Annotated in this window: 21 protein-coding genes; 19 read left to right on the forward strand and 2 right to left on the reverse strand. The window is 49.1% G+C overall.

All coding sequences use genetic code 11. The annotated features are described in order from the left end of the window. On the reverse strand, positions 1–300 hold the full coding sequence (locus DW091_RS17540; protein ID WP_074616006.1) for an STAS domain-containing protein: 300 nt from the start codon (positions 298–300) through the stop codon (positions 1–3). Positions 301–579: 279 nt separating this feature from the next. Here DW091_RS17540 and hcp point away from each other — a divergent pair, with 279 nt between their 5' ends. From hcp to DW091_RS17600, 12 genes are all read left to right on the forward strand, one after another. Continuing rightward, positions 580–2,145, forward strand: a complete 1,566-nt coding sequence (gene hcp / locus DW091_RS17545) for a hydroxylamine reductase (protein WP_187368482.1) — start codon at positions 580–582, stop codon at positions 2,143–2,145. A 126-nt stretch (positions 2,146–2,271) separates the two neighbouring features. Beyond that, positions 2,272–3,021: a GntR family transcriptional regulator gene (locus DW091_RS17550; protein ID WP_074616005.1), complete on the forward strand. Its 750-nt coding sequence runs from the start codon at positions 2,272–2,274 to the stop codon at positions 3,019–3,021. Positions 3,022–3,130: 109 nt separating this feature from the next. Beyond that, positions 3,131–3,811 (forward strand): deoxyribose-phosphate aldolase, encoded by a 681-nt coding sequence (deoC, locus tag DW091_RS17555; protein ID WP_058694786.1) that lies wholly within the window; start codon positions 3,131–3,133, stop codon positions 3,809–3,811. Positions 3,812–3,836: 25 nt separating this feature from the next. Next, on the forward strand, positions 3,837–5,363 hold the full coding sequence (xylB, locus tag DW091_RS17560; RefSeq protein ID WP_118518827.1) for a xylulokinase: 1,527 nt from the start codon (positions 3,837–3,839) through the stop codon (positions 5,361–5,363). A 138-nt stretch (positions 5,364–5,501) separates the two neighbouring features. Next, a complete protein-coding gene (locus tag DW091_RS17565; RefSeq protein WP_118518828.1) occupies positions 5,502–5,975 on the forward strand; it encodes a YbaK/EbsC family protein in 474 nt (157 codons plus the stop codon). A 5-nt stretch (positions 5,976–5,980) separates the two neighbouring features. Beyond that, positions 5,981–6,712, forward strand: a complete 732-nt coding sequence (locus tag DW091_RS17570) for a class I SAM-dependent methyltransferase (protein WP_118518829.1) — start codon at positions 5,981–5,983, stop codon at positions 6,710–6,712. A 50-nt stretch (positions 6,713–6,762) separates the two neighbouring features. Further along, a complete protein-coding gene (locus DW091_RS17575; RefSeq protein ID WP_224168840.1) occupies positions 6,763–7,179 on the forward strand; it encodes a DUF5684 domain-containing protein in 417 nt (138 codons plus the stop codon). A gap of 144 nt (positions 7,180–7,323) precedes the next feature. Then, a complete protein-coding gene (locus DW091_RS17580; protein WP_058694781.1) occupies positions 7,324–8,160 on the forward strand; it encodes an Mrp/NBP35 family ATP-binding protein in 837 nt (278 codons plus the stop codon). Between the two features lie 177 nt (positions 8,161–8,337). Then, a complete protein-coding gene (locus DW091_RS17585) occupies positions 8,338–9,060 on the forward strand; it encodes an AzlC family ABC transporter permease (protein ID WP_058694780.1) in 723 nt (240 codons plus the stop codon). Continuing rightward, entirely contained in the window at positions 9,057–9,386 is a 330-nt protein-coding gene (locus DW091_RS17590; protein ID WP_074616000.1) for a branched-chain amino acid transporter permease, read from the forward strand. The genes DW091_RS17585 and DW091_RS17590 overlap by 4 nt, the downstream gene beginning before the upstream one ends. A gap of 30 nt (positions 9,387–9,416) precedes the next feature. Then, positions 9,417–10,121 (forward strand): ABC transporter ATP-binding protein, encoded by a 705-nt coding sequence (locus DW091_RS17595; protein ID WP_058694778.1) that lies wholly within the window; start codon positions 9,417–9,419, stop codon positions 10,119–10,121. Positions 10,122–10,160: 39 nt separating this feature from the next. Next, a complete protein-coding gene (locus tag DW091_RS17600; RefSeq protein ID WP_118518831.1) occupies positions 10,161–11,348 on the forward strand; it encodes a winged helix DNA-binding domain-containing protein in 1,188 nt (395 codons plus the stop codon). A gap of 44 nt (positions 11,349–11,392) precedes the next feature. Here the strand turns inward: DW091_RS17600 and DW091_RS17605 are convergent, their stop codons facing one another. Continuing rightward, entirely contained in the window at positions 11,393–12,127 is a 735-nt protein-coding gene (locus tag DW091_RS17605) for a FadR/GntR family transcriptional regulator (RefSeq protein WP_118518832.1), read from the reverse strand. Between the two features lie 265 nt (positions 12,128–12,392). On the opposite strand from DW091_RS17605, the gene lctB reads away from it, so the two are divergent. From lctB to DW091_RS17640, 7 genes are all read left to right on the forward strand, one after another. Continuing rightward, the gene (gene lctB / locus DW091_RS17610; RefSeq protein WP_118518833.1) at positions 12,393–13,184 is read left to right on the forward strand and encodes a lactate dehydrogenase subunit LctB; all 792 of its coding nucleotides are present in this window, start codon (positions 12,393–12,395) and stop codon (positions 13,182–13,184) included. 15 nt (positions 13,185–13,199) lie between these two features. Beyond that, positions 13,200–14,423, forward strand: a complete 1,224-nt coding sequence (gene lctC / locus DW091_RS17615) for a lactate dehydrogenase subunit LctC (RefSeq protein WP_096919544.1) — start codon at positions 13,200–13,202, stop codon at positions 14,421–14,423. 2 nt (positions 14,424–14,425) lie between these two features. Next, positions 14,426–15,826: a lactate dehydrogenase subunit LctD gene (gene lctD, locus DW091_RS17620; protein WP_058694773.1), complete on the forward strand. Its 1,401-nt coding sequence runs from the start codon at positions 14,426–14,428 to the stop codon at positions 15,824–15,826. Positions 15,827–15,838: 12 nt separating this feature from the next. Next, positions 15,839–17,365, forward strand: a complete 1,527-nt coding sequence (locus DW091_RS17625; protein WP_118518834.1) for an L-lactate permease — start codon at positions 15,839–15,841, stop codon at positions 17,363–17,365. Positions 17,366–17,538: 173 nt separating this feature from the next. Next, on the forward strand, positions 17,539–17,916 hold the full coding sequence (locus DW091_RS17630) for an NAD-binding protein (protein WP_058694771.1): 378 nt from the start codon (positions 17,539–17,541) through the stop codon (positions 17,914–17,916). A 26-nt stretch (positions 17,917–17,942) separates the two neighbouring features. Next, positions 17,943–18,899 carry a 4-hydroxy-tetrahydrodipicolinate synthase gene (gene dapA / locus DW091_RS17635; RefSeq protein WP_118518835.1) on the forward strand — a complete coding sequence of 319 codons (957 nt, stop codon included), beginning with the start codon at positions 17,943–17,945 and terminating at the stop codon, positions 18,897–18,899. A 522-nt stretch (positions 18,900–19,421) separates the two neighbouring features. After that, complete coding sequence (locus DW091_RS17640; RefSeq protein ID WP_118518836.1) at positions 19,422–20,885, forward strand: hypothetical protein; 1,464 nt, start codon at positions 19,422–19,424, stop codon at positions 20,883–20,885. Positions 20,886–21,085 lie beyond the last annotated feature (200 nt).

Raw genomic sequence — 21,085 nt, forward strand, 5'->3', positions numbered from 1 at the left:
TTATTCCACACAAAAAATGCTGTCGAGTTTTGTCATTTTTAACACAGACAGAACGCTGTTGTTTAGATTTTGAAGCTTCATGCTTCCCTTTTTTGCAGCCATTTTTTTGTGGAGACTCAGCATAGCTCGGATACCCGCGCTGGAAACATAGTCGATTTTTTCTAAATTTAAAACTAAAGTATCTATATTGTCAATAGCTCCTGAAAGCTCCTGCTCCAATTGTGGGCCGCTGAAGGTATCGATTCTGCCTTCAAGGGCGGCGTATAGCGTTTTTTCCTGTGTGGTGGTTGTTATGGTCATGATAAATCCTCCGTTTTAATATGCAGATAGTATTATATATATTTTATCACCATGAGTGATTAACGGACAAGGAAATATTAAAAGTTTGATAAAATCTTGATGAAATTACAGATTTTCAGGCAGTTAATATAGAAAAAGAAAGAATGAAAACAAAATATCTGAAAAACCCTTAAGAAATCTCGTTTTTCTTCACAAGTGTTGCATATGCAACATACATTTTTGCGCTAGGTGGGTATACTGGATAACAACATAAAGAAACAAGAAATCAAGGAGGATTCTATTATGTCATTTTTTTGTTTTCAATGCGAACAGACTGCTTTAGGAAAGGGCTGTACCAAACACCAGGGGGTTTGCGGCAAAAAGGACCACACCGCACATCTGCAGGATGAACTGACAGGCGCTATGATCGGTCTGGCGCGGGTGATGGAAAGGGAAGAAGCACCCAATGATGAAGTCAGCAAGCTGGTGATGAAAGGATTATTCACCACTGTGACCAATGTTAATTTTAATGATCCCACCATTAAAAAACAGGTGGACGACCTGCACAATCTGCAAAAAGCCATTGGCGGCGAAATCCGTGATTTTGATATGCAGGAGCTTTGGGATGCCAATGAAGATATCCGTTCTTTAAAATCTCTGATCCTGTTTGGTCTGCGCGGTATAGCAGCCTACGCCTATCACGCCGATGTACTGGGATATCACAATGAGGATGTCAACGCTTTTTTCCTGACCGCTTTGCGGGCCATTGGCGGCGAAGAGGACATGGATACCCTGCTGGCACTGGTCATGGATACCGGTAATGTTAACCTGCAGTGCATGGCCATGCTGGATAAAGCCAACACAGAAACCTACGGAACACCTGAGCCGACAGAGGTTTCCATGACCGTTGAGAAGGGGCCGTTCATCATCATCACAGGCCATGACCTGCACGACCTTTATCTGCTTCTGGAACAGACAAAGGACAAGGGAATCAATATTTATACTCACGGTGAAATGCTCCCTACCCATGCATATCCAAAACTCAAGGCTTACCCACACCTTAAGGGAAACTTTGGCACCGCATGGCAGAACCAGCAAAAGGAATTTGACGGGGTGCCGGCGCCCATACTCTACACCACCAACTGTCTGATGCCCGTTAAGGATTCTTACAGTGACCGTGTTTTCACCACCGAAGTGGTCTCATACCCTGAAATGGTGCATATCGGTCCAGACAAAGATTTTACACCTGTTATCGAAAAAGCTCTGGAGCTGGGCGGTTATCCGGAAGATCATAAGATGACCGGCATCAATGGGGGGGCCGTATTGACGACGGGCTTTGCGAGAGGAACCGTACTTTCTGTGGCCGACAAGGTCGTAGAGGCTGTAAAGGGCGGCGACATTTCTCATTTCTTCCTGGTTGGCGGCTGTGACGGCGCGAAACCGGGACGGAACTACTACACTGAATTTGTCAAGCAGACTCCAGACGATTCCATTGTTTTGACACTGGCTTGCGGAAAATACCGGTTCAACGATTTAGACCTTGGCACCATCGGTGGTCTGCCGAGAATCATGGATGTCGGACAATGTAATGATGCTTACTCTGCCATCCAGATCGCACTTGCCCTGGCGGACGCCTTTGACTGCACCGTCAATGAGCTTCCTCTCACACTGGTATTGTCCTGGTACGAACAGAAAGCCGTCTGCGTATTGCTGACATTGCTGTCTCTTGGCATCAAAAATATCTACCTTGGACCAACACTGCCGGCTTTTGTATCTCCGAATGTATTAAATGTGCTCGTTGAGCGTTTTGGCCTGACACCCATCTCCACTCCAGAGGAAGACCTGAAAAAGATTCTTGAAAAATAAACAGCATGGCTAGCCCGGATAATTCTCCGGGCTTTCTTTTAAGGGGCAGCAATGTCATAACATATGGACATTTTATAAAAAATGCGCTATACTAGATGGTAATGACATAGGAAAGGCGATTATAATATGGAATTATTTGATCATCAACTCGATAAAAATATACCGGTGCCGCTCTATTACCAGCTCAAAACACTGCTGGAGGAGTACATTGAAAAAGAGCACACTAATTATGAAGAACCCATCCCAACGGAAATGGAGATCAGTGAGGCTTTTGGAATCAGCCGTCCGACAGTACGCCAGGCGATCAACTCGCTGGTGGTGGAGGGAAAGCTCTACCGCAAAAAGAGCAAGGGTACCTTTGTGAACCGTCCAAAGATTCACCAGAATTTCCTGGAATCGATCCAGAGTTTTAACGAGGAAATGAAGGAAAAAGGACTGACGCCTAAAACCGAAGTGCTGGGCCTGGAGGTAGTGGCCTGTGACGAAGAGGTGGGACGCGCCCTGCAGCTTGAGATGGGGACAGAGGTCGTGCGGCTTGAGCGTCTGCGCTATGCAGACGGAGAGCCCATTGTCCACGTGGTCAGCCATCTGCCGTACAGCCTGTGCGGTGAAATGCTGGAAAAGGATTTTACCCGAGTCTCCATGTATCATGTGATGGAGGCCGAGCTGGGTATGACCATTGACTATGCCACCAGACGCCTGGAGGCCATATTGGCAGACAGCTCGACCGCTAAAATCCTGGGGATCAGCAAGGGTTCCGCAATCCAGTATATTCAGACCATCGCCTACCTGACCGACGAGACGGCAGTGGAATACTCTAAAGCCTATTATCGAGGGGACAGGAGCCATTTCACCTTTAAATTAAAACGGAATTAACCTTAAAAAGGGCCGGCATTTGCCGGTTTTTTCTTTTTGTGCTTGACACTCATACAATGTGATGTTATTATGTAAATACATAAGAACAATAATTGAAGTGAGGATTTATATGAAAACATTAACTGTTAAAGAACTGGCAGGTTATTTTGACCATACGCTTTTAAAGGCCTTTGTCACGGATGAGGATTTTAAGAAGCTGTGTGATGATGCCGATAAGTACGGCTTTAAGATGGTTGCCATCAATTCGGCCCCGGTAGCACTGTGTAAGGAGTACCTGAAGGATTCACCTGTGCATGTGGGCGCAGCCATCAGCTTTCCCCTCGGTCAGACAACCATTGAAACCAAGGTTTTTGAGACTGAAAATGCCATTGCAAACGGCGCGGACGAAATCGATTATGTCATCAACATCGTGGAGCTGAAAAATAAGAATTATGACTATATCAAACGTGAAATGGAAGCCATTGTGGCAGTCTGCCGTGAAAACGGCGTGCTGTCAAAGGTTATTTTTGAAAATTGCTATCTGACAAAGGATGAGATTGTAAAGACTGCTGAGATCGCCAGAGAGGTGAAGCCGGACTTTATCAAAACCTCAACAGGTTTTGGTACAGGCGGGGCGACCGTGGAGGATGTAAGGCTTATGAAATCCGTTGTCGGCGATGCTGTAAAGGTCAAGGCCGCCGGCGGTATCCGAGACCTTGAGACCTGCCTGGCGATGATCGAAGCTGGTGCAGAACGGATTGGCAGCAGCAGCAGTATTGAAATTACAGAAGCTTACGCTAAAACATTATAATAATCATTTTTGAGGAGAGGTTAAAATGAAAAAATACTTACTGGCACATGATTTGGGAACATCCGGAAACAAGGCGACTCTGTACAGCACAGAAGGGGAACTGGTCAAAAGCTGTGTTCACAGCTACGACATGCTTGTCAGCAATAATAACTGGGTTGAACAGTGCCCCGAGGATTTCTGGAACGCTGTCTGCATATCCACAAAAGAGCTGGTGCAGGATATCGATGTGAACGACATTGCCGCCATATCCTTCAGCGGCCAGATGATGGGGTGCATCTGCGTGGATAAAGAGGGCAAGGCGCTTAGAAACGCTTTGATCTGGGCAGACATGCGCGCCACAAAGGAAGAGGAAATGATTCGCGAGCGCATCAGCGAGGAAGATTTTTATCATCTCACAGGCCATAAAATCAGCCCGTCCTACGGCGGCCAAAAGCTGATGTGGGTGAAAAACAACGAACCGGAAATCTATGAAAATACCTATAAAATGCTTAACTGTAAGGATTATATTATCCTCAAGCTAACCGGGAAATTTGTTACCGAGTATACGGACGCTTCCTCCACCAACCTGTTGGATTTAAACAAGCTGGAATGGTCCGACCGCCTTCTGGATGTCATGGGGATTGACCGTGAAAAAATGCCAACGCTGTTAAAATCCACAGACGTTGCGGGAACCGTCACAGATGAAGCGGCCGAAGCCTGTGGGCTGGCTTCAGGCATTCCTGTTGTCTGTGGCGGCGGCGACGGCGTCTGCGCGGCTGTTGGCACCGGCTGTACAAAGGAAGGCATTGCCCACAGCTGTATGGGTACATCCTCATGGATTTCGATCACGACTGAAAAGCCAATCTATGATGAAGAAATGCGCACCTTTACCTGGGCGCACATTGTGCCGGGCTATGTATTGCCAACTGGGACCATGCAGTGCGGCGGTGGCTCTTACAGCTGGTTTACAAAGGAGCTGTGCAAGTACGAGAGCCTGCTGGGTGAACAGCAGGGCGTCAGCAAATATGACCTTCTGGAACAAGAGATCGGCGATTCCAAGCCAGGAGCCAACGGACTGCTGTTTCTGCCATACCTGATCGGCGAGAGAAGCCCGCGCTGGAATCCGAAGGCAAAGGGCGCCTTTATCGGTCTTAAAATGGAAACTGAAAAGAAGGACATGGTGCGCGTGGTGCAGGAAGGCGTTGCCTTTAATCTGGGCGTGGTCATGGATGTTTTTAAGGGGAAGGGCGTTGTGATTGACGATATGATCGTCATTGGGGGCGGCGCCCAGAGTGACGCCTGGCTTCAGATTTTAGCGGATGTTTACAATATCAATATCCAGAAACCAAACTACCTGGAAGAAGCGACCTCCATGGGCGCGGCCATTACTGCAGGTGTGGGCGTTGGCGTCTTTGAAAATTTTGACGTCATTGACAAATTCCTGAAAATTGAGGAAACAAAGGTGCCAAACAGCGATAATCAGCCGGTTTACAGCGCTATGAAACCAATTTTTGACGAAGCTTATTTTGCGCTGACCGGCGTGTTTGACAAGCTTTCAGAATTTACAAAATAAATAAAAAGAGCCCAGGGACAGCGCGGACGATAAAGCCGCGCTGTTTTTTATGTGCCGTGCGGTGATAGCGCTTGCATTTGCGGTAAATTCGCGGTAAACTGGTAAGGTATCATATAAGGTAAGGATTGGAGTGAAAAAATGGCAGTAGATAAGGTAAAGGCATATTTTAAACAGTACGGTATGGAGGATCAGGTTAAAGAGCTGACAGCTTCGACCGCCACCGTTGAGCTGGCTGCAGAAGCTGTAGGTGTGATTCCGGCCCGTATCGCAAAAACACTGTCTTTTAAACGTTATGACGAGTGTATTCTTGTTGTGGCAGCAGGCGATACAAAAATTGATAATCGTAAATTCAAGGAAGAGTTTGGCATTAAGGCAAAAATGCTGTCGCCGGATGAGGTTTTGGAATTTACAGGCCACGCGGTTGGTGGTGTGTGCCCCTTTGGCATTGAAAACCCGGATGTAGAGGTTTACCTGGATGCCTCTCTCAAGCGCTTTGACACGGTGTTTCCGGCGGCTGGCAGCAGTAATTCCATGATCGAGCTTTCCTGTGACGATCTGTTTCAGTATTCCGGCGCGCTGAGCTGGGTGGATGTGTGCAGGCTTAAGGAGTAAGCAGTATGAAAGAAAATAAATACGATGATGACGTATTTTTTAAAAAATACAGCGAAATGAGCCGCTCCCGCCAGGGCTTGGCAGGCGCAGGGGAATGGTCTGAGCTGCAAAAGCTTTTGCCGGATTTTAAGGACAAGCGCGTACTGGACTTAGGCTGCGGCTATGGCTGGCACTGTCTGTACGCGGCAGAGCATGGCGCGGCCAGCGTGCTGGGGGTGGACATATCTGAAAAAATGCTGAAAACAGCGCGGGAGAAAAACAGTCACGAAAGAATCTGTTATCAGCAGTGCGCCATGGAAGACCTGGATTTTAAAGAGGACGCCTTTGATGTGGTGATCAGTTCGCTGGCGTTTCACTATATACAAGATTTTTCCGCTCTGGTAGAAAAAATAAGCCGTTTTACCGCCATTGGCGGCGATTTTGTCTTTTCAGTGGAGCATCCTGTGTTCACCGCCTATGGCACGCAGGACTGGTATTACGATGACGCGGGTGAGATTCTGCATTTTCCCGTAGACAATTATTATTATGAAGGTAAAAGAAAGGCTGTTTTTCTGGGAGAGGAAGTGACCAAGTACCACCGGACACTTACGACCTATCTCGATACACTGCTTAAAAACGGTTTTGAGCTTCATCGCATCGTTGAGCCCCAGCCTCCCGCGGAAATGCTCGATTTACCTGGGATGAAGGATGAAATGCGACGGCCCATGATGCTGCTGGTTTCCGCAACAAAGAAATAAAAAGCTTTGGAAGTATATGGTTTTAAAAAGAGAGAGGAGCGATGGCTTTGATGACGATAATGCCACTTTTAATGCTGCTGTGGTATATTTTGATTTTGGCAGCGGGCTGGAAGATGTTCGAGAAGGCTGGCGAACCAGGCTGGAAGTCCTTTATTCCTTTCTATAATGAGTACACCGTGTACAAATTTTCGTGGAATACAATGCTCTTCTGGGTTAATCTTATTTGTGTGGTGCTGAGCAGATGGCTCGGCGGCAGCGATATGGGCATTCTTACCTTAATTGCCGGCGTCATGAGCCTTGTGTCAGTGGTCTTATACATTGGCATCAGCTATAAGCTGGCGCAGTCCTTCGGGCAGGGCGTGAGCTTTACTATAGGCCTGATGATACTGCGGCCGGTTTTTATTTTGATTCTCGGCTTTGGCAGTGCGGATTATATCGGCCCAGAGGGAAACCGTTTTTTACATTGATTTGGGCATTTGCCCAAAAAGTAGTTAACAAAAGCTGAAAGATATGTTATAATAAGGCTCAAATGAGTTTAGCCATTGCCGTCAGGAAGCTCTTTCTGACGGCGATGTCATTTTATAAGATTTTTGTTTGAAGGAGTGAATGAAATGGTTGATGAAGAAAACTGCACCCATGACTGCAGCACCTGCGGCTCAGACTGTGACGAGCGTGAAGGCGGCGCACCAGACTTTTCAGTCAAGGCGCATCCCTGGAGTCAGGTTAAAAAAGTAATTGGCGTTGTCAGTGGAAAGGGCGGCGTTGGTAAATCCCTCGTAACCTCTACACTGGCGGTACTGCTCAGACGCAAGGGCTTATCTACCGGTATTCTCGATGCCGATATTACAGGCCCCTCCATCCCCAAGGCTTTTGGGATTACCCAGAAGGCCCAGGGAAGCGATAAGGGCATTTACCCGGTTAAGACAAAGACCGGCATTGATTTAATGTCCATGAACCTGCTTTTGGAAAACGACACCGATCCTGTTGTCTGGAGAGGCCCGGTAATCGCCGGCGCGGTAAAGCAGTTCTGGAGCGATGTTATCTGGGAATACGAGGACTATCTGTTTGTGGATATGCCGCCGGGAACCGGTGACGTGCCGCTCACCGTATTCCAGTCACTGCCCATCAACGGGATTATCATCGTGACCTCTCCTCAGGAGCTGGTATCCATGATCGTTGAAAAGGCTGTAAACATGGCAAACATGATGAACATTCCTATTTTGGGCGTTGTTGAAAACATGAGCTATGTAGAATGCCCGGACTGTGGTAAAAAGATTGCTGTATTTGGCGAAAGCCATATTGACGAAGTCGCAGCGGAAAAGGGCCTGAAGGTTCTGGCCAAGCTGCCGATCGACCCGGAAACCGCCTCACTGGTGGATGCCGGCAAAATCGAAGACTTTAAGGGAGACTGGCTGGACGGCGCGGCAGACGTTGTCGCGAGCTTATAAAATTGAGAATGCAGGATTGAGAATGGAGAATTACAGGAGCAAAATGCATTGGCATTTTGTATTTAGACAGCGGCCAATGGCCGCTGCTCTATTCGTTTTTGCCGCAGGCAGGAGCGTCCCATAATTCTCCGTTTTTCATTTTCAATGCTTCATTAAAAAGAATTTTGCGGAGGGCATATGAAAAAAACACTTGAAAGCGCATTCGTCACCACCCTTCCGGTCCTGTTTGGCTACCTGTTTACCGGCATTGCCTTTGGGCTGCTTTTAAGCAAAGCCGGCTATGGCGTGTTGTGGGCAGCGCTCATCAGCACGGTGGTGTACGCGGGCTCCATGCAGTTTGTACTGGTAACCTTTTTTGACGGCGGGCTGAGCCTGTTCACCATGGCCATGATGACCTTTGCCATCAATATCCGCCATTCCTTTTACGGGCTTTCCTTTATTCAGAAGTTTAAGGAAATGGGAAAGCGGCGCCTGTACATGATCTTTTCACTGACCGATGAAACCTATTCGCTGCTTTGCTCGGCAAAGACACCGAAGGGGGTGGATGAAAAGCAGTACTATATGGCCATCGCCCTGATGGACCAGATTTACTGGATAATCGGCAGTGTGCTCGGTTCGGTGGCGGGCGCGCTTATCACCTTTGATACCACAGGCATCGACTTTGCCATGACAGCCCTGTTCATTGTTATTTTTGTTGAGCAGTGGCTGGAGGCAGAAAACCATCTGCCCGCCCTGGTCGGCCTGGCCGCTGGGATCGTCTGCCTTTTGATCTTTGGTCCTGGCAGCTTTATTCTGCCATCCCTTTTGAGCTCAGTGCTTTTGCTGATGCTTCTTAAGGCGCGGCTGGACGTGACAGAAAAAGCCCATAATGCGGCTGAAGAACAGGAGGATGCGCAATGATTGGAGGTTCACAGGCTTTTTTAATTGTGGCGGTGGTGGCAGTCTGCACCTTTATCACCAGAGTGCTGCCCTTTGCGCTTTTTGGGCGTAAGGATCCGCCGGAGTGGGTGCTGTACCTTGGCAGGATTCTGCCCCCGGCGGTCATTGCGATTCTGGTGGTATACTGTTACCGCAATGTGGCCCTGAATGCCTGGCCCTTTGGCCTGCCGGAGTTTATTGCCATGGCAGCTGTGGTGGCGCTTCATGTCTGGAAGCGGAATAATCTTATCAGCATTGGGGTGGGAACCGTATTGTATATGGTTTTAATTCAGGTTGTTTTTGTATAATAAGGAAAACAGCGATAAGGGGTAGTATCAATGAGAAAATTTGTCGAATTTAACGATGTCTATAAACGTTATAAAATGGGCGAGGTGACCATCAACGCTGCCAACGGCATTTCCTTTGGCATTGAGGAGGGTGAGTTCGCCATTGTGGTTGGGCCCAGCGGCGCCGGAAAGACAACCGTGCTCAACATACTGGGCGGCATGTCCGGATGTGACGAGGGACAGGTGTTTGTGGGCGATAAGGAGGTCTCATCGCTGAACGCCAGAGAGCTGGCAACCTACAGGCGCTATGATACCGGCTTTGTCTTTCAGTTTTATAACCTGATCCAGAACCTGACCGCCGTGGAAAATGTCGAGCTGGCGACTCAGATCTGCAAGGACCCTATGGATGCCAGAGAAACCTTGGCGAGTGTGGGGCTTGAGGATCGTATGGACAACTTTCCATCCCAGCTCTCCGGCGGGGAACAGCAGCGTGTGGCCATCGCGAGAGCGCTGGCGAAACGGCCAAAGCTGCTGCTCTGTGACGAGCCCACTGGTGCCCTGGATTACAGCACCGGTAAAAATATTTTGAAGCTTTTGCAGGATACCTGCCGGCGGGAAAAAATGACGGTTGCCCTCATCACCCACAACCAGGCCATCACCCCCATGGCGGACCGGGTTATTAAGATGAAGAACGGCAAGGTTGAGGATATGTACCTGAACGCCGAGCCCATGCCAGTCGAATTGATCGAGTGGTAGGGGGATACGTCGTTTCGACGTACCCCAATGGAGAGGCTTATGAATATAGAGACAGAACAAATCCGAAGCCATCGGCTGAGAGCACATCATCTGGATAAAAAACAGCTCATGACAGGCATGACTACCGCCGCTGGCGCCTGCGGCTTTCAAAATTCACCGCCAGGCGCCTGGGAAACCGCATTGTTTAACCGGCTGGAGGGCTGCACACTGCAGGCGGCGCAGAACGCCCTGTATCTGGAAAAAAGTTTGATACAGGCCTGGAGCTTTCGCGGCGCGCCTGTGGTTTTTCCAACAGAGCAAAGCGCAGTCTTTCTGACCGCGCTGAGGGCACAGGAGGGGGAAACGCCGTGGATATACACACGAGGAATCACCGCCGCCCTTGATTTTTTGCAGATGTCTTTTAAGGATTTACTAAAGCGGACAAAGAAAGCCGCAGAGTGTCTGGACAATCGTGTCATCAAAAGCAAGGAAGCCCTGGACAGAACACTGGCGGAGGTCATTGAGCGCGAACTGCCCGAGGAAAAGCGGGCGCTCTGGCGCGCGCCGTCCATGTACGGCAGCCCTGACCGGCAGACTGTTGGGGGAGCGGCGGTTTCTTTCCTGCTGCGCCCCTGTTCCTTTGCGTCACTGGTGGTCTTTGGCAAGCGGCAGGGCATCTGCCCAACCTTTACCTCGTTTAAAAACTGGACAGGCGGCCTGCCGGAGCATACACCGGACGCCGAAAAGACCTTGGTGCGTAAATTTCTGCATTGCTATGGGCCGTCCACGAAGGAGGGCCTGATGGCCTGGCTGGGCTGTTGCCCCCGGCAGGCAGAACGCCTGTGGAACACTGTAGCGGATGAAATGGAGCCCGTGGTGGCGGGGAAAAAAGCGGCCAGCATATTGTCGGCGGACCGGGACAGCCTGCTGCGCTCAGAAAAGAGCGGTGACCGGCTGATTCTGCTCGGCCCGCATGATCCTTATCTTGACATTAAGGACAGGCAGGTTCTTTTAGAGGATAAGGGACTCCAGAAGCTGGTGTGGAAAACCGTCGGAAATCCGGGCGTTGTGCTGAAGGGCGGCCGGGCAGCCGGTATATGGAAAGCAAAAACACAGAAGGACAAGGTGGAGATTTCAATACGTTTGTTTGAGGCCTTTCGGGCTGCAGAAAAGAAGGCGGTCGAGGAACTGGCCGGAGAATACGCAGATTTCAGAGGGCTTGGTATGAACAGCTTTTGCATAGAATAAACCGGACAGATAAAAGAGGTACGTCGAAACGACGTACCTCTTTTTTAGTCTTCCTCTGTATTCTTAATGTCGATGGCCTTTTGCACCTCAGTCACAAAATCCTCAATGAAGCTCATATGGGTGAGCATGGCCCGGGCGGCGGCATCGGGGTCATGCTTGCGGATACTGGCGACGATGTCGCGGTGCTGCTTATTGATGGCTGAGGCACTGGTTTCCTCCATGAGGATCAGGGTGCGCATGTCCTTGATCAGCTCCTCAATCAGGGTGGAGGCCGAGTTTAAGACATCCTTGATGAGCTTGTTGCGGGAGTACAGCGCGATGGAGTCGTGGAGCTTTTTATCCAGCTCGGCGCTTTTGGCTTCATTGTGCTCACTCTCGATGGCGGCGCAGATTTCCTCAAGACGCAGAATGTCCTCCCTGGTGGCGTGAATGGCAGCCAGCTTGGCCGCCTCGGTCTCCAGGGAACGCCTGAGCTCGTGGATTTCTGTGACCTTGCCGTCGTTCAGCCAGAACATAATGGATAAGGGCTGGGTGAGGGTGTTGTCAAAATCTTCAGTAATGAAATTGCCCTCGCCCTGGCGGCAGTGTACCAGGCCGATCATTTCCAGAGCGCGGATGGCCTCCCGCACGGTTGCGCGGGAAACACCCAGCTGTTCGGACAGCTGGCGCTCGGAGGGGAGTCGGTCGCCACTCTTTAACTGCTTGGTGACAATGTTATATTTAATCTGCTCTAAAATCTGCAAATATATTTTTTTTTGTGGTATTTCAGTATACATCATTCATTCTCCTAAGTTTATCAATTAATTTTATCACAGGAGAACTTATTTTACAAATAATAAAAGAAAATAAAAATGCCTGAAAACGGCTAAATCATGCGGATTTTTGTGATTTTATTTCGTAAAAACAAAAGATTGTTAAAAAATAAACATGAAAACGAGTAAAAAGTCCTTGACATTCCTTTACAAAGATTCTATAATGAAATCAACTTAAGTGGTCAGACCACTTACCATTGAAAGTTTAAAAAGGAGTAATTAAGGAGTCATTATGAAATCTTTAGTGTGTATCAAACAGGTACCGGGTACTTCCAATGTCGAAGTCGATCCGGAAACAGGTGTATTAATCCGTGATGGTATAGAATCAAAAATGAATCCCTATGATTTGTACGCTTTGGAAACAGCGCTGCGTCTGCGTGAAGACCTTGGGGGGACAATCACCACATTGTCTATGGGGCCCATGCAGACAAAGGAAGTGATTTATGAATCCTTCTACATGGGCGCCGATGACGGCTGTCTTTTGTCAGACCGTAAATTTGGCGGCGCCGATGTGGTAGCCACCAGCTATACACTGGCTCAGGGAGCCAAGAAGCTGGGCGATTTTGACCTGATCATCTGCGGTAAGCAGACAACCGACGGCGACACCGCACAGGTTGGCCCGGAAATGGCTGAGTTTTTGAGCATTCCACATGTTACAAACGTTGGTAAAATACTGCAGGCCGATGAAAAGGGCCTGACGGTTCAGATGAACATGGAGGACACAGTTGAAATCCAGCATGTGCCTTATCCCTGTCTGATCACCGTTGACAAAGACATTTATACACCAAGACTGCCCTCCTACAAGCGCAAACTTGACCTTGAAAAAACACAGGAAATTAAGGTTCTGACCCTTAAAGATATGTATGACACCGATGAAAAGAACTATGGCTTGAACGGCTCCGCCACACAGGTCGAACGGATTTTTCCACCGGAAAGCAATGTGGAAAAAACCACCTATGAGGGCAGCGGAAAAGAAGTTGCCCAGGCGCTGTACGGCATTTTGGCTGAAAAGAAATATGTATAAAAGGGGAGAGATAAAATGGCTGGAATTAAAGTAATCAATGAAAACTGCGGACAGGAGATCTTCGATCAGTTTAATGAAATTTGTCCGTTCGGGGCCTTTACTTTTGAAAATGATAAGATGGAAGTAACCGCTGCCTGTAAGATGTGCAAGCTGTGCCTGAAAAAAGGCCCTGAAGGCTATGTAGAACTGGAAGAGGATGAAAAGGAAGCGGTTGACAAGAGCAAATACCGCGGCGTTACCGTCTATGTAGACCATGTGGAAGGGAAGATCCATCCGGTAACACTCGAACTGATCGGAAAGGCAAAGGAGCTGGCTTCCGTCATCGATCACCCGGTATATGCCCTGTTCATCGGCCACAACATTGGTGACAAGGCCAAAGAACTGCTGCACTACGGCGTCGATAAGGTTTTTGTCTATGACGACGCCCGCCTGGCGCATTTCTCCATCGAGCCTTATACTAACGCCTTTGAAGACTTTATCCGCAAGGAAAACCCATCCTCCATCCTGGTGGGTGCGACCAACGTGGGCCGTTCGCTGGCACCGCGTGTGGCGGCCCGCTTCCGCACCGGCTTAACTGCAGACTGCACCATCCTGGAAATGAAGGAAAACACCGATTTAGTCCAGATTCGTCCGGCTTTTGGTGGGAACATCATGGCTCAGATCGTCACCGAAAACAACCGCCCGCAGTTCTGCACAGTGCGCTACAAGATTTTCTCAGCGCCGGAACGTTCTGAAGAGGCCAAGGGTGAGATTGTGAATATGAAATTAGAAGAAAAACGTTTTGCCTCCGCCATCGAGGTTCTTGAAATCATCAAGAAGGAAAAAGGCTTTGACATTTCTGAGGCCGATGTCATCGTTGCGGTTGGCCGTGGGGTCAAGAGTGAAAAAGACCTGCCAATGGTCCAGGAATTCGCGGACGCCATCGGGGCGAAAATGGCCTGTACCCGCCCGAATATCGAAAATGGCTGGTTCGACCCGCGTCTGCAGATTGGCCTGAGCGGGCGTACGGTTAAGCCTAAGCTGATCATCGCTGTGGGTGTGTCCGGCTCAGTCCAGTTCGCCGCTGGTATGCAGAACTCCGAATACATTGTGGCCATTAATAATGATAAGAACGCATCCATCTTTAACATTGCCCACTGTGGTATTGTTGGGGATTTGTACGAAGTCATCCCTGAGCTGATGGAAGAAATACGAAACAATAAAAATGTGAACGAAACCCTGGAAAGTGAGGCTGTATAACCATGGATTACAAAAAAGTTGATGAAAAGGACGTTGAATATTTAAGAACCCTGGTGGATGCGGACCGCATCCTGGTAGGGGATGAAATCTCTGAGGATTACAGCCATGACGAGCTGGGCACTGTTGCTAATTATCCGGAAGTGCTGATGCGCGTGCTCTCCACCGAGGAGGTTTCCGCCATCATGAAATATGCCTATGAACAGAACATTCCTGTGGTGGTCAGAGGCTCGGGCACAGGTCTGGTGGGCGCATGTGTGCCCATCTATGGCGGCATCATGCTGGAAACCACACTGATGAACAATATCCTTGAGCTGGATACTGAAAACCTGACAGTGACCGTGGAACCCGGCGTGCTGCTCATGGAGCTTTCCAAATTTGTGGAAGAAAACGACCTGTTCTATCCACCGGACCCAGGTGAAAAATCAGCGACCATCGCGGGCAATATCTCCACCAACGCCGGCGGTATGCGCGCGGTAAAATACGGCGTCACCCGTGACTATGTCCGCGGTCTTACCGTGGTCATGCCAAATGGGGAAGTGCTAGAGCTTGGCGGAAAGATCGTTAAAAACAGCTCCGGCTACAGCTTAAAGGATCTGGTCATCGGCTCGGAGGGAACTCTGTGCGTGATTACAAAGGCTGTACTCAAGCTGCTGCCCCTGCCTAAAAAAACCCTGAGCCTTCTGGTGCCCTTTGATACCTTTACAGAAGCGGCTGCCGTGGTGCCAAAGATCATCAAATCCAAGGCCATTCCCACCGCCATCGAGTTCATGGAACGCCAGACCATCCTCTTTGCCGAAGATTTCTTAGGTAAGAAATTCCCGGATACCAAGAGCAATGCCTACATCCTGCTCACCTTTGACGGTAACACCAAAGAACAGGTGGAAGCAGAGTATGAAGTGGTGGCAGATCTCTGTCTGAGTGAAGGGGCAAAGGATGTGTATATTGTCGATACTGACGAGCGTAAGGACTCTGTCTGGAGCGCCCGCGGCGCTTTCCTGGAAGCCATCAAGGCATCTACCACTGAAATGGACGAATGTGACGTGGTGGTCCCGAGAAACCGTGTGGCAGAATTCATCAACTACACCCACGACCTTGAAAAGGAACTGAACATCCGAATTCCGAGCTTTGGCCATGCCGGCGACGGCAACCTGCACCTTTACATCTGCCGTGATGAGCTGGGTGAAAAGGAATGGGAAGAAATGCTGGACACCGCCATGGATAAGCTTTACGCCAAATCCCTTGAGTTTGACGGGCTGGTTTCCGGCGAGCACGGCATCGGCTATGCCAAACGAAAATACCTCTTTAACGACTATGGCGAATATGAAATGGGTCTGATGGACGGCATCAAGCATGCTTTTGACCCGAAGAATATTCTGAACCCTAAAAAAGTCTGCCAGATGTAAGGGGGTATGGAGATGGACAACATTTATGTTCTTTTCATATTGGCGCTCATCCCCATCATTTGGTTGATTGTTTCACTGGGTGTGATGAAAATACCAGGGCATAAGGCCTGCCCCGTGGCCCTGGTGATCACCCTGGTTCTCAGTATACTGGTCTGGAAAATGCCAGCGCTTGACAGCTTTACCGGTGCCCTTGAGGGCATTGTCATGGGGCTTTGGCCCATTGTCTACATCATCATCGCGGCGGTGTTTACCTACAACCTTACCACTTATTCGGGTAGCATGGAAACCATTAAAAACATGATGACTGGCGTGTCCTCAGATAAACGCATCCTCGTACTCATACTGGCCTGGGGCTTCGGCGGTTTTCTGGAAGCCATCGCGGGTTTCGGTACCGCGGTGGCCATCCCGGCTGGCATCATGGCCTCTCTCGGCTTTAACCCCATCTCGGCAGCGGTCATGTGCCTGATCGCGAACACCACGCCGACAGCCTTTGGGGCCATTGGCCTGCCCGTCACCACGCTGGCCCAGGTAACGGACCTGAATGTAATGCAGCTGTCCTATACGGTTTCCATCCAGCTTTTTGTGCTCATTCTCATTATTCCGTTTGTACTGGTCATGCTTACTGGCGGGGGATTCAAGGCCATTAAGGGTGTGTTCGGCATCACGCTGATCTCCGGTCTGTCCTTTGCGGTTCCTCAGATTTTTGTGGCGAAGTTCCTTGGAGCAGAGCTTCCCGCCATTGTGGGGTCACTGATCTGTATGGGCGTGACCGTTCTGGTCGCCAAGAAGCTTTATAACAAAGAGGAAGCTGCCGGGGCTGTGAAGGTTCCCCTAAAAACTGCCTTTATGGCCTGGCTGCCCTTTATTCTGGTTTTTGTTTTTATCATTCTCTGCTCATCGCTGTTCCCGTTTATAAACGGGCTGCTGGGCAGCATCAAAACCTCAATCCCCATTTATACCGGAGAGGGCGCGAAGCCCTACACCTTTGCGTGGATCGCCTGTCCGGGAACCCTGATCATCCTTGCCACCTACCTGGGCGGGCTTTTGCAGGGGCTAAAGTTCAGAGAAATTTCTGTTGTGTTTGGTAAGACCATCAAACAGATGGGAAAAACAGCGATCACAGTTTGTTCCATTGTAGGCCTGGCCAAGGTTATGGGCTACAGCGGAATGATCACTTCCATCGCCATGGTACTGGTGGCCGTTACAGGCGGCTTTTATCCCCTTATCGCGCCCATCATCGGTGCGCTCGGTACCTTTGTGACAGGAAGCGATACCTCGGCCAACGTCCTTTTTGGCGAGCTGCAGGTACAGGCGGCTGGCTCCATCGGGGCAGACCCCTTCTGGATCGCGGCAGCCAATATGGCTGGCGCTACAGCCGGAAAAATGATTTCACCCCAGAGTATCGCTGTTGCGACAGCGGCCACTGGGTTAATTGGTCAGGAAGGCAAGATCCTAACCTCGACCATGAAGTTCTGCGCGGTGTATGTCGTGATTATCGGCATCGTAGTATTCTTCGGAGGCCCGCTTTTAGGCTTCTGATAAAATCGTATGACAAATTTTACCTGAGAGAAGGAACCGCCCAGCGCAACGGACGGTTCCTTTTCTTTTTATGTGTTTTTTACGCGGCGTCTCTGCTTTTTAATCCCATCTTTACAGAAAAGAACCTATAATAAGAGACAACAAAAATCTTATCAAAGTGAGGAAGTATCAAGTTGAAAACAAGCGTAAAGAAAACTGCTGTCATTGTGGGATGCAGCCAAATGGGCGCCCGCCTGGCAATGTCTTTATCGAATAAGGGCTATAAGGTTGTGATCATGGACAAGGATTATCACGCCTTTGAAAGGATCGACCGGCATTTTCTGGGAACTGAGTTCCTTGGTGATGGACAGGATTTGACAGCACTTCGTTCTTTAGGGGTTGACAATATCAAGCTTTTCGTGGCAGCGACCGGAAACGATGCCGATAACCTTACCCTGTCACGCAAGGCTGAAAAGCTTTATCACCTGAGCCGCGTCTACGCGAGGCTGAGCGGAAGCCGCAGCCGTGAACAGCTGAAACGCTGTGCCACAGGTCATGCTCCGGCAGTATAGCCCGCTGGAGGATAAGAGAAAAAACCATGAAAACTAAGATTTTTAAAGGTGTGGCCACCGCGCTGGTGACCCCGATGAAGCACGACGGGTCCATTTCTTACGACACCCTGTCGGGACTGATCGACTACCAGCTGAAGCATCACGCCGACGCGGTGGTTATCGGCGGCACCACAGGCGAGTCAGCATCGCTTTCGGAAAAGGAACTGCTTGAGCTGACAGCTTTTGCCGTTAAGGCTGTGAGAGGGCATGTCCCTGTCATTGCTAATATGGGCAGCAACAATACCGCTCACAGCGCAGAGTTGGCCGGCAAAATGGAAAAGCTTGGGGCCGACGCCCTGCTTTCAGTAACACCCTACTATAACAAGGCGTCACAACAGGGACTGTATGAGCATTTTAAGGCAGGGGCAGCGGCTACTGGACTGCCCATTATTCTGTATAATGTACCCTCCCGCACTGGGGTCAATATCGCTGTGGATACCTATAAGCGTTTGTCTGAGATCGACAATATTGCAGCGGTTAAGGAGGCCAGCGGCAATTTCAGCCAGATGGCGCAGATTGCCGCCGAATGCGGTGATGCGCTGAGCATTTACTCGGGCAATGACGACCAGATCGTTCCAGCGTTGGCACTGGGGGCAGAGGGTGTCATCTCGGTGCTGTCCAACCTGATTCCCGGGCAGATCCACCAAATCTGCGCCAGCTATTTTGAGGGTAACATAGGCAAAAGCCGTTATTTCCAGCTTTACTATCTGGAGCTGGCAGAGGCGCTGTTTTCAGACATCAACCCCATTCCTGTCAAGCAGGCCCTCAATGATATGGGGCTGGATGTGGGAAGCTGCCGCCTGCCACTGTGCGATATGGCCCCCGCCGAGGCGGGCAGGCTGCTAAAGTGCTTACAGAAGTATGGGCTCTGCCATTTTTCAGAGAAGCCTGAGGAAAAGCAGTTCCATGCAAAGCGGCAGTTATCTCTGATATCAGGAGTGTAGGGAAGAACACAAAAAAATAAGATAAAAACCTCCCGCTGTTGTGAAAGCAGCGGGAGGTTTTAACGTTTATAAACATATTTTAGAAAGGTCCGGGGTGGTGGGAATTGATTGAAAAAGACTCGCAGACTATTCATGGTCTGCGAAGATGTGACTCAAAAGAACGTAGTTACTATATTTCATGGAAAGCTGACCATTTTTTTGACCATATCAGTTAAAGAGAAAATTCTAAAGCTAAAAGTAAAAAACTAAGTAATTTAGCCGTTTTTTATGTGTTTTTGACCAGATTTCAGACCAAATTCATGCTTATACAATTAGGAAAATTTGTTTGACGAAAAATTAATTTATTGGTAAAATATAGTTATAAATTGATTTTAAGGAAAAATATTTAATCTTTTTAAAAAAGTTGATGCTTTTTTCATTAGGCAATGTTATAATAGGTAACGCAGTTAAATTATAAAAGAATTTAGGAGTCAAAAAGACTCGCAGACCATGAATAGTCTGCGAAGAATAAAGGAGCTAAAAATGAAAGCCGGATACGCCATCACGACGTACAAAATACAGCTGAATTACAAGCATTTAGACTGGTTTAAAAAGACCCAGTCCCTTTTTGACGCTGTCCTGGCATTCTACTACAAGCTGCTCGAGAAGCAGCCCGAAGCCCTTGAATTGTCCAACCAGAATTTACTGCGGCATTTAGAGCTACAGACAATAAAACAAAGAAATGGCACCCCGCCCGAAACGCCCCTGCCCTTTGAGAAAATCCCCCTGTACTTTCGACGCGCCGCCATCAACGCGGCCATCAGCATGTACCGAAGCTACACAAGCAAGCTCAGGGACTGGGAAACATCAATGGAAAATGAAAGACCAGAATCGCAAAGCGATTCTGATTCCAGTCAAATCGTCCAAGCCGATTTGCACCTTAACCTTCCACTTTCCACTTTCAACCTTCCACCTGAGTCAGCGAAAAAGGGCCGCCCAAGCCGCCCAAAGAATCTGCACATGTCCATGCTGTATTACAAGGGAATGTATAAGGATTTCGCCGACGGCCAAATCCTACTCAAGCTCTACACCGGAAAAGCCTGGTCCTGGGTCAAGCACCGTTATACCGGCAGACCCTTTCCAGAAAACGCCGAGCGCATGAGCCCGACCATTGTCATCAAAAAGAAAAAAGTCATGCTCCACATCCCCGTTAAAGAGGTCGTGAAAGACAGCCGAACCGCCAAAGAGCGCGTAAAACAAAACGAAAGCTTTGTCGCCGTCGCCTTGACCGGCTCCGACACCCTCGCCGTTTGTACCACCATCCAAGCTGACGGTCGCGCCACCGCCCCATATTTCATCAAGGGCGGAAAAGCACTGGCCCACCGTAGGAAGCAGCTGATAGGGTATACCAAACGAAACACTGCTGGGAACAAGGCTCCCAGGCTTATAACGCAACCTGTAGGGAACGACGCCCTCGGGGTCTGCCCCCGAGGCTTGTCGTCTTATGGACAAGCCGAAGCGGGTATCGTTCCGCAAGACCACCAACCAGGTCGCCCCAATGCAAAATATTATGACAAAATCACCCGCGTCACCGATCACTACGCCCACGAGGTTAGCCGAAAAATTGTCGACTACGCCCTCGGCCAGGGCGCCAAAATCATTGTTATGCCCGCCTATGGTAATAGCTTCGCCAAAGGCACACTGCCATACCTTAAAACAAACATCATGGACTTCATCGGCCGCCGGATCATCCGTTACACCAGCTATAAAGCATGGCAGGCCGGCATTGTCGTCACCTTTAACAGCGTGGGGAACGCCAAAAAAGAATGCAGCCACTGCGGCAGCGTGATCTATAAATACAATACCGAATACCAACCGCCCAGCCAGAACTTCTACGGCGGAAAAAACTTCCGATGTAAGGAAGGCCATAAAGGCAGTACCGCCCTGAACACCGCCAGAAATATCGGAAAAAGTTTTTATGGCACTTTTTATGAAAAGGCTGGTTGATGGTCTTATCTATATAAAGAGATGAGTAATGTTTTAATAATGAAAATTTAGTTGTTGTTTAAATCCTGTGGAGAAATCTACAGGTGTGCTTGTCGCCTATAAGGCCAAAAGTACAGGCTTAGCACCGCCTGTTTTTATTTCGCATCGCATTGTGGTTGTTTTCTTCCTTATTTATTAAAGAAAGCAACCGTAATGCGATG

The sequence above is a fragment of the Eubacterium sp. AM05-23 genome, assembly GCF_003477535.1.
Classification (GTDB): domain Bacteria; phylum Bacillota; class Clostridia; order Eubacteriales; family Eubacteriaceae; genus Eubacterium; species Eubacterium maltosivorans.

Bases quoted from the DNA above. Each gene is read 5' to 3' on its own strand.
- DW091_RS17575 (WP_224168840.1), top strand. From the start codon at position 6,763: ATGACGATAATGCCACTTTTAATGCTGCTGTGGTATATTTTGATTTTG.
- DW091_RS17540 (WP_074616006.1), bottom strand. From the start codon at position 300: ATGACCATAACAACCACCACACAGGAAAAAACGCTATACGCCGCCCTT.
- DW091_RS17550 (WP_074616005.1), top strand. From the start codon at position 2,272: ATGGAATTATTTGATCATCAACTCGATAAAAATATACCGGTGCCGCTC.
- DW091_RS17590 (WP_074616000.1), top strand. From the start codon at position 9,057: ATGATTGGAGGTTCACAGGCTTTTTTAATTGTGGCGGTGGTGGCAGTC.
- DW091_RS17580 (WP_058694781.1), top strand. From the start codon at position 7,324: ATGGTTGATGAAGAAAACTGCACCCATGACTGCAGCACCTGCGGCTCA.
- DW091_RS17625 (WP_118518834.1), top strand. From the start codon at position 15,839: ATGGACAACATTTATGTTCTTTTCATATTGGCGCTCATCCCCATCATT.
- DW091_RS17565 (WP_118518828.1), top strand. From the start codon at position 5,502: ATGGCAGTAGATAAGGTAAAGGCATATTTTAAACAGTACGGTATGGAG.
- DW091_RS17585 (WP_058694780.1), top strand. From the start codon at position 8,338: ATGAAAAAAACACTTGAAAGCGCATTCGTCACCACCCTTCCGGTCCTG.
- DW091_RS17605 (WP_118518832.1), bottom strand. From the start codon at position 12,127: ATGATGTATACTGAAATACCACAAAAAAAAATATATTTGCAGATTTTA.
- DW091_RS17640 (WP_118518836.1), top strand. From the start codon at position 19,422: ATGAAAGCCGGATACGCCATCACGACGTACAAAATACAGCTGAATTAC.
- dapA (WP_118518835.1), top strand. From the start codon at position 17,943: ATGAAAACTAAGATTTTTAAAGGTGTGGCCACCGCGCTGGTGACCCCG.
- DW091_RS17570 (WP_118518829.1), top strand. From the start codon at position 5,981: ATGAAAGAAAATAAATACGATGATGACGTATTTTTTAAAAAATACAGC.
- DW091_RS17600 (WP_118518831.1), top strand. From the start codon at position 10,161: ATGAATATAGAGACAGAACAAATCCGAAGCCATCGGCTGAGAGCACAT.
- deoC (WP_058694786.1), top strand. From the start codon at position 3,131: ATGAAAACATTAACTGTTAAAGAACTGGCAGGTTATTTTGACCATACG.
- lctB (WP_118518833.1), top strand. From the start codon at position 12,393: ATGAAATCTTTAGTGTGTATCAAACAGGTACCGGGTACTTCCAATGTC.
- lctC (WP_096919544.1), top strand. From the start codon at position 13,200: ATGGCTGGAATTAAAGTAATCAATGAAAACTGCGGACAGGAGATCTTC.
- xylB (WP_118518827.1), top strand. From the start codon at position 3,837: ATGAAAAAATACTTACTGGCACATGATTTGGGAACATCCGGAAACAAG.
- lctD (WP_058694773.1), top strand. From the start codon at position 14,426: ATGGATTACAAAAAAGTTGATGAAAAGGACGTTGAATATTTAAGAACC.
- DW091_RS17595 (WP_058694778.1), top strand. From the start codon at position 9,417: ATGAGAAAATTTGTCGAATTTAACGATGTCTATAAACGTTATAAAATG.